This window comes from Pseudomonas sp. TH10 (assembly GCF_016651255.1).
In the GTDB taxonomy this organism is placed as follows: domain Bacteria; phylum Pseudomonadota; class Gammaproteobacteria; order Pseudomonadales; family Pseudomonadaceae; genus Aquipseudomonas.
The window spans coordinates 1-13829 of the sequence record NZ_JAEKEG010000127.1 but is presented as its reverse complement, the minus strand read 5'-3'; the positions used below and the strand labels follow the sequence as shown (position 1 = coordinate 13829).

At 60.3% G+C, this 13829-nt stretch carries 16 protein-coding genes and 1 pseudogene; 9 read left to right on the top strand and 8 right to left on the bottom strand.

Going from position 1 to position 13829, the window contains the following annotated elements:
- Nucleotides 1-217: 217 nt before the first annotated feature.
- The 4 genes from JFT80_RS18785 to JFT80_RS18770 all read left to right on the top strand — a co-directional run bounded on the left by JFT80_RS18785 (nucleotide 218) and on the right by JFT80_RS18770 (nucleotide 3819).
- On the top strand, nucleotides 218-1474 hold the full coding sequence (locus tag JFT80_RS18785; RefSeq protein ID WP_122838404.1) for an OprD family porin: 1257 nt from the start codon (nucleotides 218-220) through the stop codon (nucleotides 1472-1474).
- 322 nt (nucleotides 1475-1796) lie between these two features.
- The gene (locus JFT80_RS18780) at nucleotides 1797-2810 is read left to right on the top strand and encodes an AraC family transcriptional regulator (RefSeq protein ID WP_201148882.1); all 1014 of its coding nucleotides are present in this window, start codon (nucleotides 1797-1799) and stop codon (nucleotides 2808-2810) included.
- A 2-nt stretch (nucleotides 2811-2812) separates the two neighbouring features.
- Nucleotides 2813-2989, top strand: a complete 177-nt coding sequence (locus JFT80_RS18775) for a hypothetical protein (RefSeq protein ID WP_201148881.1) — start codon at nucleotides 2813-2815, stop codon at nucleotides 2987-2989.
- Nucleotides 2944-3819, top strand: coding sequence for an AraC family transcriptional regulator (locus JFT80_RS18770; RefSeq protein ID WP_374091377.1), 876 nt, complete (start codon nucleotides 2944-2946; stop codon nucleotides 3817-3819). The genes JFT80_RS18775 and JFT80_RS18770 overlap by 46 nt, the downstream gene beginning before the upstream one ends.
- On the opposite strand, the gene JFT80_RS18765 is transcribed toward JFT80_RS18770, so the two are convergent.
- The 7 genes from JFT80_RS18765 to JFT80_RS18735 are packed head-to-tail and all read right to left on the bottom strand — an operon-like array spanning nucleotide 3798 to nucleotide 9501.
- The gene (locus tag JFT80_RS18765) at nucleotides 3798-3941 is read right to left on the bottom strand and encodes a hypothetical protein (RefSeq protein ID WP_201148879.1); all 144 of its coding nucleotides are present in this window, start codon (nucleotides 3939-3941) and stop codon (nucleotides 3798-3800) included. The genes JFT80_RS18770 and JFT80_RS18765 overlap by 22 nt on opposite strands.
- 41 nt (nucleotides 3942-3982) lie before the next feature.
- Entirely contained in the window at nucleotides 3983-5206 is a 1224-nt protein-coding gene (locus JFT80_RS18760; RefSeq protein ID WP_122838406.1) for a dienelactone hydrolase family protein, read from the bottom strand.
- A 41-nt stretch (nucleotides 5207-5247) separates the two neighbouring features.
- Complete coding sequence (locus JFT80_RS18755) at nucleotides 5248-6060, bottom strand: SDR family oxidoreductase (RefSeq protein WP_122838407.1); 813 nt, start codon at nucleotides 6058-6060, stop codon at nucleotides 5248-5250.
- Nucleotides 6057-6650 carry a cysteine hydrolase family protein gene (locus tag JFT80_RS18750; RefSeq protein ID WP_201148878.1) on the bottom strand — a complete coding sequence of 198 codons (594 nt, stop codon included), beginning with the start codon at nucleotides 6648-6650 and terminating at the stop codon, nucleotides 6057-6059. Before JFT80_RS18750 ends, JFT80_RS18755 begins: the two co-directional genes overlap by 4 nt.
- The gene (locus JFT80_RS18745; protein ID WP_122838409.1) at nucleotides 6650-7183 is read right to left on the bottom strand and encodes an aromatic-ring-hydroxylating dioxygenase subunit beta; all 534 of its coding nucleotides are present in this window, start codon (nucleotides 7181-7183) and stop codon (nucleotides 6650-6652) included. Before JFT80_RS18745 ends, JFT80_RS18750 begins: the two co-directional genes overlap by 1 nt.
- Nucleotides 7173-8504, bottom strand: coding sequence for an aromatic ring-hydroxylating dioxygenase subunit alpha (locus tag JFT80_RS18740; RefSeq protein WP_122838410.1), 1332 nt, complete (start codon nucleotides 8502-8504; stop codon nucleotides 7173-7175). The genes JFT80_RS18745 and JFT80_RS18740 overlap by 11 nt, the downstream gene beginning before the upstream one ends.
- Nucleotides 8505-8556: 52 nt before the next feature.
- Complete coding sequence (locus tag JFT80_RS18735) at nucleotides 8557-9501, bottom strand: PDR/VanB family oxidoreductase (RefSeq protein WP_201148877.1); 945 nt, start codon at nucleotides 9499-9501, stop codon at nucleotides 8557-8559.
- Between the two features lie 342 nt (nucleotides 9502-9843).
- On the opposite strand from JFT80_RS18735, the gene JFT80_RS18730 reads away from it, so the two are divergent.
- Nucleotides 9844-10041, top strand: a complete 198-nt coding sequence (locus tag JFT80_RS18730; protein ID WP_201148876.1) for a hypothetical protein — start codon at nucleotides 9844-9846, stop codon at nucleotides 10039-10041.
- Between the two features lie 626 nt (nucleotides 10042-10667).
- Here the strand turns inward: JFT80_RS18730 and JFT80_RS24920 are convergent.
- Nucleotides 10668-10802, bottom strand: coding sequence for a hypothetical protein (locus JFT80_RS24920; protein WP_274610205.1), 135 nt, complete (start codon nucleotides 10800-10802; stop codon nucleotides 10668-10670).
- Nucleotides 10803-11042: 240 nt separating this feature from the next.
- Between JFT80_RS24920 and JFT80_RS18725 the strand changes: the two genes are divergently transcribed.
- The 4 genes and pseudogenes from JFT80_RS18725 to JFT80_RS18710 form a co-directional block, all read left to right on the top strand.
- Nucleotides 11043-11846 (top strand): HpcH/HpaI aldolase/citrate lyase family protein, encoded by an 804-nt coding sequence (locus JFT80_RS18725; protein WP_201148875.1) that lies wholly within the window; start codon nucleotides 11043-11045, stop codon nucleotides 11844-11846.
- A 130-nt stretch (nucleotides 11847-11976) separates the two neighbouring features.
- A complete protein-coding gene (locus JFT80_RS18720) occupies nucleotides 11977-12303 on the top strand; it encodes a hypothetical protein (protein WP_207187838.1) in 327 nt (108 codons plus the stop codon).
- A complete protein-coding gene (locus JFT80_RS18715; protein WP_201148873.1) occupies nucleotides 12258-12737 on the top strand; it encodes a TSUP family transporter in 480 nt (159 codons plus the stop codon). The genes JFT80_RS18720 and JFT80_RS18715 overlap by 46 nt, the downstream gene beginning before the upstream one ends.
- A 66-nt stretch (nucleotides 12738-12803) precedes the next feature.
- A pseudogene (locus JFT80_RS18710) lies at nucleotides 12804-13829 on the top strand (6-deoxy-6-sulfo-D-gluconate dehydratase); the annotation flags it as partial.

Below are 13829 nucleotides of genomic sequence, written 5' to 3'. Positions count from 1 at the left end.
AACGGATATGACTCGTGGATTAACAGGATAGAGAGTCGATCGTTAATACGGCCTAATCATGGCCGATGCGTGTCAGGGCTTGCGCCGGGTGAGCATCTTTAATAATTCGACTCATGCTGACTATTTTAATAAAGAAACGACTGCCGACGATTGGGGTGATCACTTTGGTCGCGCCGCTACTTGATGTGTTCGCACATTAAAAGAGAGGGGAGAAGTTATGTTTCAAGCGAGTTGGTTTACCCGTTGCGTGCAGACCGCCAGCCTGGCCGGAATGATGACGCCGATGATGGCCATGGCGGACTTTGTCGAAGACAGCCACTTGGGCCTGGGCCTGCGAAACTTTTATATCGACCGTGACTACAAGGGCGAAAACCCGAAGAACTCGCGCATTGGCAGTTGGACCCAGGGCTTCGATTTGCGCTTCATTTCGGGCTACACCGAGGGCCCGGTGCAGTTTGGCCTGGACGCCTCCATGCAGTACGCCTACCGACTCGACGGCGGTGGCGGCAGGGGGCCTGACAGCATTATTCCGTACAGTGTCAGCAAGCAGGAGCAGGCTACCGAATACGGGCGCGGCGGCTACACGGCCAAGGTGCGTTACTCGAAAACCGAGTTGAAATTCGGCGAGCATCGGCCAACGCTGCCGGTGGCCTACATGGACGATTCGCGGCAACTGGTCACCACTTACCACGGCACCCTGATCGAGTCCAGGGAGGTGGATAAACTGACACTGACCGGTGGCCGCTTCACCGAAATCAGCGGCCGGGAATCCTCCAACAGCGAGAAAATGTACCTGTTCAACGGCCCGGACATCCAGCGCCGCAGCGACGGCTTGAACTTCGGCGGTGCCAGCTATGCGTTCACTCCCGCGCTGACCGGGACCTACTTCTACGGGCAGCTGGAAGATATCTACCGCCAGCACTACCTGGGCGGAACCTATCTGGCCGACCTGGGCAGTGGTTACGGGCTGAAAACCGATGTGCGCTACTTCAACAACAAGCAAGATGGTGACGCGCTGTACGGGCGCATCGACAATCGCTCCTACGGGGCCATGACCACCTTGCGCAAAGGTGCCCACGCGTTCGGCCTGGGTTACCAGCGCATGCTCGGCGACAGCCCGTTCCCGACCCTCAATGGTTATGCACCCCAGCCGTATCTGGTGAACTGGTCGGCCATTGCTTTCATAAAACCCAACGAAAAATCCTGGCAGGCGCGCTACGACTTCGATTTCGCTGGCATGGGTGTGCCCGGTTTGAAGTTGATGACGCGTTATATGCGCGGCACCGACATTGATCGTGGTGCCCTGAGTGACAGCAGCGAATCGGAACGCAATATTTACCTGTCCTATGTGATTCAGGACGGACCGTTGAAGAATCTGGGCGTGGAGCTGCGCAATATCAACGTCAAGTTCCGCCACGCCAATGACTTCGACGAAAACCGCCTGATCACCACCTACACCTGGAAATTCTGGTAAGCGATCGCGCCTACAGGGGGTAACACCTGCCTGCTCATCTGGGCAGGTAATACCCAATCACGCCTGCCCTTGGTGCCTGACTATCGTGCAGTCGGTGGCCAAGTGCGCTTTTTGCTGCGTCTTTCCAGTGTTTACGGGGCGGGAAGGGTGGACAGCCGGATGGATGTTTGCGGTCTTGAGCGGTCCCTATCCGATTATTCGGCGAATGTTATCCGCATATTTCGGGCCGGCCACGCAGGCGGTCTGGCGGCATGAAGATTGCTCCTTCCCGCAGAGGCGTGCCGCTAGAGCGCGTTCAAAAAACAGCCGTGGGTGCCCCGTGATGAGTACAAGTCCTGATGTACATGTTCGTGACATTCGTATCGAGCGCTATGACCTCAATGGCGCGCGGCAGTGGATGGCCGGAATCTGCGGGCCACACCTGCTCAAGACCAGCCATCCCAACCGCATTCAGTTTCATCACAGCGGCAATGTGCTCAAGTCGATGTCGACCACCCTGGGCGTGATCGAGTACGGCACCGACGTGACGGTGGGCATCGAAGACGCCGAGCACCTCAACAGCTACAGCCTCAGCCTGCCCCTGGTCGGCGAACAGCATCTACTCAAGAACGGCTGTGAGATGACCTCCGATCGCGACTGCGCAATCATCGTTTCGCCCCACGAAAACCAGGAGTTGGCGATCAACGGCGATTGCCGCAAGATTCAGGTGGTGATCACCCGCGCGGCCATGCGCAAATCCCTTGAGGACATGTTGCAGCGGCCTCTGGAAACCCCTTTGCGTTTCGAGCCGGTGATGGACGCCGTCAACGGCTCCTCCGCCTCATGGTGGCGCATGGCGCGCTATTTTATCGGCGAACTGGAGCGCAGTCGCGAGCTGTACGACCAGACGTTTTTCACTCGCGACATCGAGAGTTCGCTGATAAAGGGCCTGATCCTCGCCCAACCGAACAACTACTCCGAAGAATTGCGCGATGTGCTGGGTGTGAAGCTGCCGCACTACCTGATTCGGGCCAAGCAGTACATCCACGAGAACGCCCGCGAAGCGCTGCACCTGGAGGACATCGAGGCGATTTCCGGGGTGTCGAGGTTCAAGCTGTTCGAAGGGTTCAGGAAGTACTTCGGCATGTCACCCATGGCGTATCTGAAGAAGCATCGGCTGGGTGCCGTGCGCCAGGAAATCCTCGAGGATAATTCGTCGCGCAACATCTCGGTCATCGCCATGGGTTGGGGGTTTACCCACCTCGGGCGGTTCTCCACCGAGTACCGCAAGCTGTTCGATGAGACGCCGAGCACCACCTTGCAACGTAACGAAGCTCGCCGTAGCCGGTCGCTGTGAGCATGGCTGCGCTTTCAAGTCCTGGCGCCGGGCTCGATCTGTCGAAGTTGTGTCGCACGCCGGTGTTTACCAGTCGCTCGCGCCACGAAAGTCATCGGCTGCTCGCTCGTGAGCTGGTCGAACACGACTTGAGCTGGCGCACCGGGAATGTCGACACGGCTTTTTTCGCGCTGAAGTAGGGCGTTGCCAATTGTTTGTCCTGCGTTATGGCGCCGAGGTTGAGGTGCGACCACGGCCCTTTACCGATTTTGTATTGATGCAGATGCCGTTGCGCGGGCGCGCCAGTATTGAGTGCGACGGGTTGGCGCTGGACCTGGAGGCCGGCCAGGTGGCAGTCCTCTCGCCCAATCACCAGGCGCGTCTGGTCTGGCACACCGGCTGTGAGCAGCTGCTGCTCAAGGTGCCGCGTTCGTTGCTGCGATTGATGCAGGAGCGGCTGGTGGACGAAGGCGGGCTGGCGCCTGATTTTGTCTTGCCTGCAGCTTATCGACTCGACACTGGCCAGGCTCGCGGGTGGTTGCGCCTGGTCGATGACCTGCTGGAACAGTTAGGGGCAAGCGAGGGCGCGCCGGTGCATGCGCACTGGTTGCGCCACCTGGAAGAAAGCCTGCCGCTGTTCCTGCTGACCCACCCTCCGCAAGTCGACGCCTTGCAGCCGGCGGTGGTCGAGTCGCCGGCGCAGCGTCAGGCACTGCGCCAGCTGCACAAGATCGAAGGCTTGATGCGCAGTCATCTAGGTGAAGCGCTGTCTCTGGGCGAACTGGCGGCGGCAGCGGGCATGAGCGTGCGCAGCCTCAATACCCTGTGCCAGCGCTGTTATGGACAGACGCCGATGGAGCGGTTGCGTAATTTACGCCTTGAATCGGTGCGCGAGCGTCTGCTGGGTGGTCGCGATCTGAGCATTACGGCTGTTGCCCTGGAGCATGGTTTTGCACATCTGGGGCGCTTTGCCCGGTATTACCGGGAGCGCTTTGGTGAGCTGCCGCATCAGACTGGCTGCGGCAAATAATCATCCGCAGCGAACACAAATCTCGTGACCTTTTCGCCGATCCCTGCAGGAGCGAGCTTGCTCGCGATGGATTTGAAGCCGCCGCGTTTATCCAGGATGAACGCGTTATCGTTGTCGTCCATCGTCGAAACGTCGCCCGGCAGGCTTTGCTCCTACAGGGAGCTCAACCTGCCCATTTGCCCATCAGCGTATTGGACGGCAACTGCTCATCCAGCAATTTCCTCGCCGTCTCAACCCCCGCCACCGGCAAACCTGCTGGGTCAAGCAGCCCGATCTGCACCAGTACACTGGCCTGGTCCCAGTAAATATGCTCGTGACACAGCTTGTCGCCGCGGAACTTGATGACCCCCAGCATGGGAATCTCAACGTATTTACCTGTCGGCGCGACATTGGGGAGCATCCAGTCGATTTCACTGGTGTGGGTAAAACACATCACAAACTCGTCGACAATCTGCGAAGCGCCTACCGTGCGCGAGATCGGTATCAGCTTCATATCTGGCGGGTTGGCATGCACAAAATGGTTTTGGTAGAACCGGCTCAGTTCGCGATAACCCACGCCACCGGTCATGGTCGGAATGTGATTGACGTAGGGCTCGGCCACCATGGTTGCCATGGTCGCCGGAACATCGCGGACCGCAAATTCGAACTCGATGTGTTTGTCCCATAGCTGCGACAAATTGTAATTCGGACCGATGGCTTGCTTGAGTGCGGCGATGCTGCGTTGATGGGCCATCAGCGCCGCTGGCTTGTTGTAGTGCATGCCACCGTTGCGGGCGAAGGCATGGTCGACGTCGGGGTAGGTGTAGATCTCGACGTTGTTGTGGCCGCCCAGGCGCTGGCTGATCAGCGTGCGGGCATCGGCGTCGCAGTAGCTGTCCTGTTCGGCGAAGTGCAGCACCAGGCGACCTTTGATGTTGTCGGCTTCGTCGAGCATCTGCTCAATGCCCATGCCGTAGTAACCCACGCAGCAAGCGGCAGCGGTGCGCGTCGCGGTCAGATACGCCAGTTTGCCGCCCATGCAGAACCCTACGTAGCCCAAACCGCTGGCCTCGACTTCGGGCATGGCGCGCAAGGCGTTGAAGGTGGCGTCGATGTCGGCCACGGCCTTGTCTACATCCAGACCCTGGAATAGCTCGATCGCCCGGGCGAAATCGGCTTCGGTGTAGCCCAGTTCAACGCCCGGTTCCAGGCGCCAGAACAGGTCCGGGACCAAGGCGACGTAACCTTCCTCGGCGTAAAAATCGGCGACTTCGCGCATGTTGGCGTTGATACCGAAAATCTCCTGGCCGATCACTACCCCAGGGCCTTTGCCACTGGAAGGTAGTGCCAGGTAAGCGGCGAAACTGCCGCTGCCGTCGCCGGCGTTCACACTGATCATCTTGCCCATTTTGTTGCCTCGCTCATCATCAGGTTTTTTATGGATGCTGTTCAGGCGGGATCACGCAAGCGCTCAAACCACGCGCGCGGCGAGAGACCCTGGTCAGGACCGAGAATGGAGAAGCCGCCATCGACCGGAATGTCTGCGCCGGTAATCCACGACGCTCCCTGGCTGCACAAAAACGCCACCACCTGGCCGATCTCCTCGCCGCGCCCCACGCGGCCCAGCGGGTGAAAGTGGGCGCCGACCCGGTCGGCCACCGCGAGGTCGCCACCACTCATGTTTGCCACCGACGGCGACCAGGTCCATGCCGGGGAGACGCTGATCACCCGAATCGACGCCGGCGCCAGACTCACGGCCAGGTTGCGGGTCAGTTGCAGCAGCCCCGCCTTGGACGCCGGGTACAGCGCTCGCCCGGCCACGCCGAACTTGCCGCCGGTGCTGCCGATGTTGATGACGGTGCCGCCTTCCGCCATGTGCGGCGCGGCTTTCTGCACAAAGATCGCTGCGGACACCAGGTTGATGTTGAGGGTGTGCAGCCATTGCGCTCGATCAGACAACAAGCCCTGGTCGTCGTAGACGCAGGCGTTGTTGACGAGGATGTCGAGGCGTCCGAAAGCGGCCAGGGTCTGGTCGAGACAGGCATCGATGTCCTCATCCAGCTCGACATTGCACGCGACGAAACGACAGCGCGCACCCAGTTCGCTGGCGAGTGCCGTGCCCACTTCGTGGTTGCGCCCGACCAGCATGACGCTGGCGCCGGCCTGCAAAAGTTGCCGGGCAATGTCGGTGCCCAGGCCCTGGGTACTGCCGGTGACAATCGCCACCTGACCTTGCAGGTTGGCGGCAGGAGCGGTTTTCATGGCATTGACTCCAGGGTGCTTGCGACGTCGGTGACGGTGGCTATCAGGCGCATGCTGTCCAGTGCTGCCAGATGGGTAGCGGGGTGCGCGGCGGCGCAGGCGTCGGATAAAACCGTGACCTCGAAACCACAATCGACCGCGTGCCGCACCGTGCTCTCGACCACCGAGTGGGTGGCGACGCCCGCGATCAGCAACTGCCGCGCGTCGAGCTGGCGCAGCAGCGTATCCAGCGGCGTGCCATAAAACGCGTTGATGCGGGTATGGGTGACGATAAATTCGTCCGGGCCTGGCAGTGGTTGCAAGGCGTCATGGAACTGCGCGCCCCAGCTGCCGTCCTGCACGGCACCACTGGCCGCCACCGCGCGCAGGATCGGCGCGTTCTGCACCAGGTCGGCATAGTCGGGGCGATATGCCACGCGTACGTGGATGATCGGCCAGCCGCGTGCACGAGCGCCATGCTGCAGCCTGATGGCGGCATCCAGCAGCGCATCGCGTGCCGGATCGTGCGCCGCAAGCCCCACGCGGATAAGTCCGTCGGGGTGCAGGACGTCGTTCTGGTAGTGCAGGGCAATGACGGTTGGGCGCGCCATCAGACAAACACCTCCAGGTTGGCGAACACGTCGTTGCAGTTGATCAGGTCAACGCGCTTGAGCTGGATCTTCCAGTCGCCGTTGTCCTGGCTCGCGAGTTTGTAGGTATAGCGTCCTGCCAACTGGCGCTGGTCGAGGCGCCACTCGCTGACCTGGAATGTCGCGCCCACCACCAGCAGGCCCTGACTGTCGAGCCCATCGATCATCACGTTGCCCACCAGGTGCGCGGTGCGGGTCGGCGGCTGCTGCGACCAGTTACGCACGTTCTCCACACGGCGGATGCGTACCTCGCGGAGCATGCGGTTTTCCCAGAACAGCGAAATGTGCTCGAAGGGATCGACCTGCCCGTTTTTTTGCGGCACCCAATACATGCCCGAATCGGTGAACAACTGGTCCCATTCCCAGAAACGGCGCTCATCCAGCAGGCGTGCTTCGCGGTACAGAAATTGCTCGATGTCGCGCAGGGTTTCGCTGGGTACCTGCGCCGGAATCAGGCTGTGAGTCGAGACATCGAAAGTGCGATCAAGCAGCATGGGTGCTCTCCTTGGCAATCAGGGTGGCGGTCATGTAGTGCTTCCAGGCCGCAAATTGGTTACGCATGGGCAATTCGCTGGTGCCATTGGTCGAGACCGCGCCGTCGGGCAGTAACCGATCGGTGCCGACATAGCGATGCATGCTGATCCACTCTCCGCCGCGGGTCATGTTGCCTTCCTGGCAGCGCGCATAGACCTCCACGTCGTCGGGCATGACGTTGGAGGAGGGCGAGTTGATGACATTGGCGTAGGTCAATGCCCGGTCAAATACCGCGTCCGGTGCGCCTTTGCAGCGGAACGTCTGGATCTCCACCAGCGTGCGATCGACGGCCATCGGCCGGATCACCCGAAACTGCATGAACACCGTGTGGGGCGAGCCGCTGCCGTAGATCACGGTGTTGTGCCGGTTCATCCCCAGAATGCCCCGGGCGCGCTCCTCACCGTAAGCCGCGCTCAGGCACTCGAAGTGGGCCTTGGACACCTCGTCGCGCTCGGCTGCGGCCGGATCGAAGATCGCTTCCATGTAGCCGTGGCCATTGTGATAGGCGCGCAGCTCAAGTTTTTCCCAGAAATCGTAAGGTTCGCCGTTGCCGTCCATGATCAGCAGTTCGAAAGGCATTTCGCCCAGGGTTTCGGCTTCGCTGCGGGCCGCATCCACGGAAGATTCATGGGTGACGCGAGCGTGCATGGTGTCGTGCAGATTTTCGTAGAACACCTTCCAGTTGGAACGCTGCATGACCCGAAAAATACCGCCGGCCACTTCGACTTCACCCACTGGGGAGCGGTCGCACAGGTTGTCGATGGAGGTAATCACGCCACCGAGGAAACCCTTCAAGTCCGGGCCATGATCGATCTGGCTGGCAAAAACGAAACCGCGATAACTGTCGACCCGCGCCAGGCTGACCATGGAAAAATCCGCGTGCTGCGGATTGAAACAGGTACCTTCGAAGGCATTTTTCAGCGGTGCCGACAGGTGTTGCCCGTCGAGTTTGAAGGTCCAGGCGTGATAAGGGCAGCGGAAGAACTTGCCTACGTTACCGTCGCCCTCGGCGACCAGTTTGGCGCCTTTGTGCGGGCAGCGGTTGTACAGCACGTTGACGGTTTTGTCGGCGCCGCGTACCAGGATCACGTCCTGATCGCCCACCCGGGTGGTGTGATAGTCGCCGACGTTTTTCACCTGGCTCTCATGGCCAACGTAGATCCACGCCTGGCCGTAAATGCGCTGCATCTCCAGGTCAAACAGCTGAGGGTCGGTGTAGACGCTCTTGTGCACGCTGTCGTCGCGTACCAGGGCCGCGATTTGTTCATTGGAGGGAATCATGGTGTCTCCTTTCTAGCCGTCATGAAGGGGTGGGCGCCTTGGCGCAACGCTCTTACAAATCGAGAACCAATCGAGCGCTGGACGCTCGCGATACACAGGTACAGAAGCTGCCCCCGGCCCGTTCCCGCTCTGACAGGCAGATGTCGCGATGGTCGGCGACGCCGTCGATAACCTGGGCCACGCACACTCCGCAGTCACCGCGACGGCAATCGAACATCGGGTCCAGGTCGGCGGCGATCATGGCCTCCAGCACGCTTTGTCCTGCGGGGACTTGCAGCGTCACACCACTGCTGCGCAGCTCCACTTCAAAAGCGCCTGGGCTCTGGGTGTCGAGGCTGCCGATGAACAATTCGCTGTGCAGTTGACGCTCGTCCCAACCCAGCTCGCGAGCCGTTTGCAGCACGGCGGTGATCAGCGACTTGGGACCACAGACGTACAGGTGGCGCCCAGGGGCGTGGGATTTCAGGAGGTGGGGCAGGGGCAGGCGTCGTGCCGGGTCACCGCCGCTGATCCAGCAATGGGCGGACTCGAGTGCCTGGACTTCCTGCAGGTACGCCATGCGGCAGGCGTCCCGGCCGGCATAGTGCAAGATGAAAGGCTGCTGATTGGCAGCGAGTGCGCGGGCCATGCCGAGCATCGGCGTGATGCCGATGCCACCCGCGATCAGCAGGTAATCACTGGCGTCGGTGGCCAACGGAAAATGATTGTTTGGCGCCCGTACTTGCAACTGCTGCCCGACCTGCACCCCGTGCATCCAGCGCGAGCCGCCGCTGCTTTGGTCTTCCAGCTGCACAGCGATTTCGTAGTGCGGGTTACCCGGCAAGCTGACCAGCGAATAAGCGCGCCACATGGCCTTGCTGCCCGGTATCTGCACTTCGATATGCGCGCCGGGGGTGAATTCGGGCAGAGGTTGGTTGGCATCGGCGACCAGGATCAGGCGCCGGATATGGGGCGTGAGCGGGTCGATCCGTTCGATACGCAAAGGCAGGCTGGACATGCACGATTCCTGAACGGGGCGAGGGTGGGTCGCCGTTGAAGTCGTACTTACTGTAGGGATGCAGATGGGGGCAAAAAGCCGATAACGGCAAGTTGATAGCCGCATTTTGCGAGGTTGCGGGAGCAGGCTTGTATCACCGGTGGGAGCAAAGCTTGCTCGCGATGGTGGCTTCAGGTGTACATATTCATTTCTAAGGTCACGGCTTCTATCGGTTCCGCTCTTACAGCGGGTTACTTCGAAAAGGCTGCGCGCCCCGTTCGTCCACAACCGGGCACTTGCAACGATGTGCTCTCTCTCATGTACAAGCGCGGAATTCCCGCGCATTGCGAACGGAGAGCCAACATGGAAATTGACGAGAATGCCCCAGGCAATATTTCCCAGAAGGGCGTGTCGGGCGGCACTGACAACGAGACAGGCCATGATCCTAAAAGAAGTGGAACCGAGGCCCCCCTTCCAATTGACGATGAGGCGCCTGTCGACGAAGAAATGACCGACGTGGATGCCGCGAATTCGGTATCCACCGATCAACCAAGCCCGTGATGGATAGTCCGCCCAAAACGTACGACCCAGTGTCGTAATGCTGTTGGAGCGTCGAGCTTGCTCGCGAAAAACGTCAACGATCACGCGTGGAGCCCGGATAACCGCGGTATTTAGAGTCTTTCGCAAGCAAGCTCACTCCTGCAAAAAGCGTTTGATGAACGCATTTCACACTCTTTTGCGCCGCGCAAAACACTGCTGGGGCATCTGATATCTAAAGACGAGTGTCCGAGCTACTTGATGACCGGCACTTCAGCCCTTATGGTCTAGACCAACTCCCGCACAGGCCGGGATGGCTAGGGATGGTTTGACCATGTGGATAGGAACCAACAAACGTCGACTCCAGATACAATGGGGGATATCCATCTCCATACTTTCAATCGCGCTGCTATTCCTGATCTGCGCGATATATCAGTACGTTGCATGTCAAGGCTCCGGCTACGCGTTATTCAAGGGTGGCGTAGCCACAGCCCTTGGATGCGTCATGACTTATTGCTCCAAGCGATGGTGAGATCAGATCTCTAATTGATAATTGATCAGTCACTCTGCCGATCTCTTTTACTGCAGCAGTGAAAAAGCACCGGGCGGATGCCTCACACCAAGGCTTGCGATATCCCTGGTAGAACGCTTTATTCAACAGTACACGTCCACAAATGATTCATCCGGTAAGGCGCCCGGGTAAACCTCACATCCGATACCAGAACGATCCCGCGCTGCTGCAGCGCGGCGGTCAGTTGTACGAGTGTCTCTGCTTCGATAGTCATCGCTGGCTCCTGGTCAGAAATTACTGCGTTACGTAATTCTTGACCGAATGGCCAACCAGACAATTCCATTTTTTTATCCCTCAATCCACTCCCGAAACACTCAATCAACAACCACAAGTAAAAATCGTAGCGCTGCGATTATTTCTGGAATATGCTTTCAGTCCTAATTTGCAGCGCTGCGATTTTGCTTTCAAGCACCGCGAGTAGCGCCGCCACCCCATCTGAAACCGGAGGCACGCCATGTCCGACGCACGCTCAACCCAGACCTTTGCCAGCCGCTTGAACGACCCCAGCGCTCCCATTGGCACCTGGCTGATGTCCGGGTCTGCAAGCACCGCCGAAGCCCTGGGTTACGCCGGTTTTGACTGGCTATTGGTCGACATGGAACACGTGCCCATCGAATTTCGCGATCTGTGGCAAATCCTCCAGGCCATTCACTGCGGGGGCGCCCAGCCGATTGTGCGGGTTGCCGCCAATGACCCGGTGTTGCTCAAGCGAGCACTGGACCTGGGTTCGTTCAACGTCATGGTGCCGTTCGTGGAGAACGCCGAGCAGGCGCAGGCGGCCGTCAACGCGGTGAAGTATCCACCGTTGGGCACCCGCGGTTTTGCCGCTGTGCACCGTGCCAGCCGCTATGGCACCTGGGCCAACTACGGCAAGGAAGCCAACGACGCAGTGACTTGCATCCTGCAGATCGAAACGCCAACCGCGCTGGCGAACCTTGAAGAAATTGCCGCGATTGCCGGGGTCGATGCGCTGTTCCTTGGTCCGGGCGATCTGTCCGCAGCGTGCGGTCACATCGGTAATCCGGGGCATCCAGAGGTTCAGGCGATGATCAGCGATGCGATCGTGCGCGCCAGGCGCGTCGGCATGCCGATGGGGATAGTCGGCGGCACGCCTGAACTGGTTCAAAGTTATCTGGAGCAGGGGTATGCCTTCGCCGCAGTGGCGTCCGACCTGGCGATGATGATGAAGAAGGCCAACGAGTTCCTCACGGTCCTGAAGGCTCATCAGGCGCCCGTTGCGGTCACCACGCCGTATTGATTGACCTCAAGCCGGGCGGCTTCAGGAACCGGTGAAAATCACCCGCAGTCTGGCCCTCAGGAGTACTCATGGCAGTTGCAAATTCCCCGACCTGTCGGGCCCCTGGCCTGTTCGAGACAGCCTGTAAATGATGAGCGTCTGGTCACATGTGGGGTTTCTGCTCTGTGTGGCACTGGCCACGTTTGCGCAGAACACCACGGGTTTTGCCTTCGGCCTGTTGCTGTTGGGGCTCACCGGATTGTTGCAGCTGGCGCCGGTGGAAACCGTCGCCAATGTCAGCTCGATCCTGACGTTGATCAACGCCTTTGTTTTGCTGCGCCGTCGCCCGGCCCTGGCGCCGAAGCTGCTGGCGCTAATCCTCGGGTGCAGCCTGCTCGGCGTGTTTGCAGGGGTTGAATTGCTGCGGGCCTGTTGGGGGCGCATGAGCGGGATCTGCTGCAGTTGGTGCTGGGGTTGACCATCGTGCTGTGCAGCTTCCTGCTGGTGGTTCGGTCGCGCCACCTCGAGCGACTTTCCGGATGGCTCAGTTTCAGCGGGTTTGCCGGGTTGTCCGGGGTCATGGGCGGGTTGTTCTCCAGCGCCGGTCCGCCCCTGGTCTATCAGCTGTATCGCCAGCCACTGGCGGCGCAGGTGGTGCGCGACACCCTGATCGTGCTGTTTGCGCTGAACGCCTTGTTGCGATTGGGCCTGCAGTCTTACGCCGGGCGTCTTGACGTGAGTGCGGGTTACCTGGCTCTGGAAGCGGCGCCCGTGGTGTTCGCCCTGAGCTGGTACATGCGTCGCCGGCCACCCGCGATCAAGGCACGAACGTTGCGCATCGGCGTCTTCGTCCTGTTGCTGCTGGCAGGGGTGAGCCTGGTCATGCGGCCGTTGCTGTCCATCCACTTTTAAACAATCACCGACACCGTCGAGACCCATCTGGGAGACGGCCTTTTAGAGTCAAGCGGAAGCCATTTCATGTCAGATAAACACAAAAAACTGGAAGAGCTACGCAGCCAGCGCTGGTTCGCTCCGGACACCATCCGCGCCTTTGCCCATCGCCAGCGCATGCAGCAGATCGGGTTGCGACGCGAGGAGTTCATGGGCAAGCCGGTGGTCGCCATCCTCAACACCTGGAGCGAGTTGTCACCCTGTCATTCGCACCTGCGCGAACGTGCCGAAGCGGTCAAGCGCGGAGTTTGGGCAGCAGGCGGATTTCCGGTGGAGCTGCCGGTGCAGTCGGTGGGCGAGGTGATGGTCAAGCCGACCACCATGTTGTATCGCAACCTGTTGGCCATGGAAACCGAAGAGCTGCTGCGCTCCCTGCCCATCGATGGTGCGGTGCTGCTCGGCGGCTGTGACAAGTCCACGCCCGGCTTGTTGATGGGGGCCCTGAGCATGGACCTGCCGATTCTCTATTGCCCTGCCGGGCCAATGTCAAATGGCCAATGGCGTGGGGTGAAGACCGGCGCGGGTACCCATACGAAGAAGTTCTGGGACGAGCGCCGCCTGGGGTTGATCGATACGGTGGCCTGGGAAGAACTGGAAGGCGCCATGACCCGCTCGATCGGCACCTGCAACACCGTGGGCACCGCGTCGACCATGACCAGCATCGCCGATGCCATCGGCTTCACCCTGCCGGGCGCGTCGAGCATTCCGGCGGCTGATGCGGGGCATCCGCGCATGGCTTCGCAGTGTGGCGAGACCATTGTCGATTTGATCTGGCGCGACCGCCGGCCATCCACCTGGCTGACCCCTGCGCACTTCGCCAATGGCGTGGCGGTTTACATGGCCATGGGTGGCTCGACCAATGCGGCCATTCACCTGATTGCCATCGCCCGTCGTGCCGGCATCGACCTGACGCTGGAGCAACTGGCCGAGACGGCGGCCAAAATCCCCGTGCTGCTGAATCTGTTCCCGTCCGGCAATGCACTGATGGAGGACTACCACTTCGCCGGCGGCCTGCGGGCACTGATGCGCGAGATCACGCCGTTCCTGGCGCTC

Coding starts and splice junctions, on each gene's coding strand:
- JFT80_RS18785 (WP_122838404.1), top strand. CDS start 218: ATGTTTCAAGCGAGTTGGTTTACCCGTTGCGTGCAGACCGCCAGCCTG.
- JFT80_RS18780 (WP_201148882.1), top strand. CDS start 1,797: ATGAGTACAAGTCCTGATGTACATGTTCGTGACATTCGTATCGAGCGC.
- JFT80_RS18775 (WP_201148881.1), top strand. CDS start 2,813: ATGGCTGCGCTTTCAAGTCCTGGCGCCGGGCTCGATCTGTCGAAGTTG.
- JFT80_RS18765 (WP_201148879.1), bottom strand. CDS start 3,941: ATGGACGACAACGATAACGCGTTCATCCTGGATAAACGCGGCGGCTTC.
- JFT80_RS18760 (WP_122838406.1), bottom strand. CDS start 5,206: ATGGGCAAGATGATCAGTGTGAACGCCGGCGACGGCAGCGGCAGTTTC.
- JFT80_RS18755 (WP_122838407.1), bottom strand. CDS start 6,060: ATGAAAACCGCTCCTGCCGCCAACCTGCAAGGTCAGGTGGCGATTGTC.
- JFT80_RS18750 (WP_201148878.1), bottom strand. CDS start 6,650: ATGGCGCGCCCAACCGTCATTGCCCTGCACTACCAGAACGACGTCCTG.
- JFT80_RS18745 (WP_122838409.1), bottom strand. CDS start 7,183: ATGCTGCTTGATCGCACTTTCGATGTCTCGACTCACAGCCTGATTCCG.
- JFT80_RS18740 (WP_122838410.1), bottom strand. CDS start 8,504: ATGATTCCCTCCAATGAACAAATCGCGGCCCTGGTACGCGACGACAGC.
- JFT80_RS18735 (WP_201148877.1), bottom strand. CDS start 9,501: ATGTCCAGCCTGCCTTTGCGTATCGAACGGATCGACCCGCTCACGCCC.
- JFT80_RS18730 (WP_201148876.1), top strand. CDS start 9,844: ATGGAAATTGACGAGAATGCCCCAGGCAATATTTCCCAGAAGGGCGTG.
- JFT80_RS24920 (WP_274610205.1), bottom strand. CDS start 10,802: ATGACTATCGAAGCAGAGACACTCGTACAACTGACCGCCGCGCTGCAG.
- JFT80_RS18725 (WP_201148875.1), top strand. CDS start 11,043: ATGTCCGACGCACGCTCAACCCAGACCTTTGCCAGCCGCTTGAACGAC.
- JFT80_RS18720 (WP_207187838.1), top strand. CDS start 11,977: ATGAGCGTCTGGTCACATGTGGGGTTTCTGCTCTGTGTGGCACTGGCC.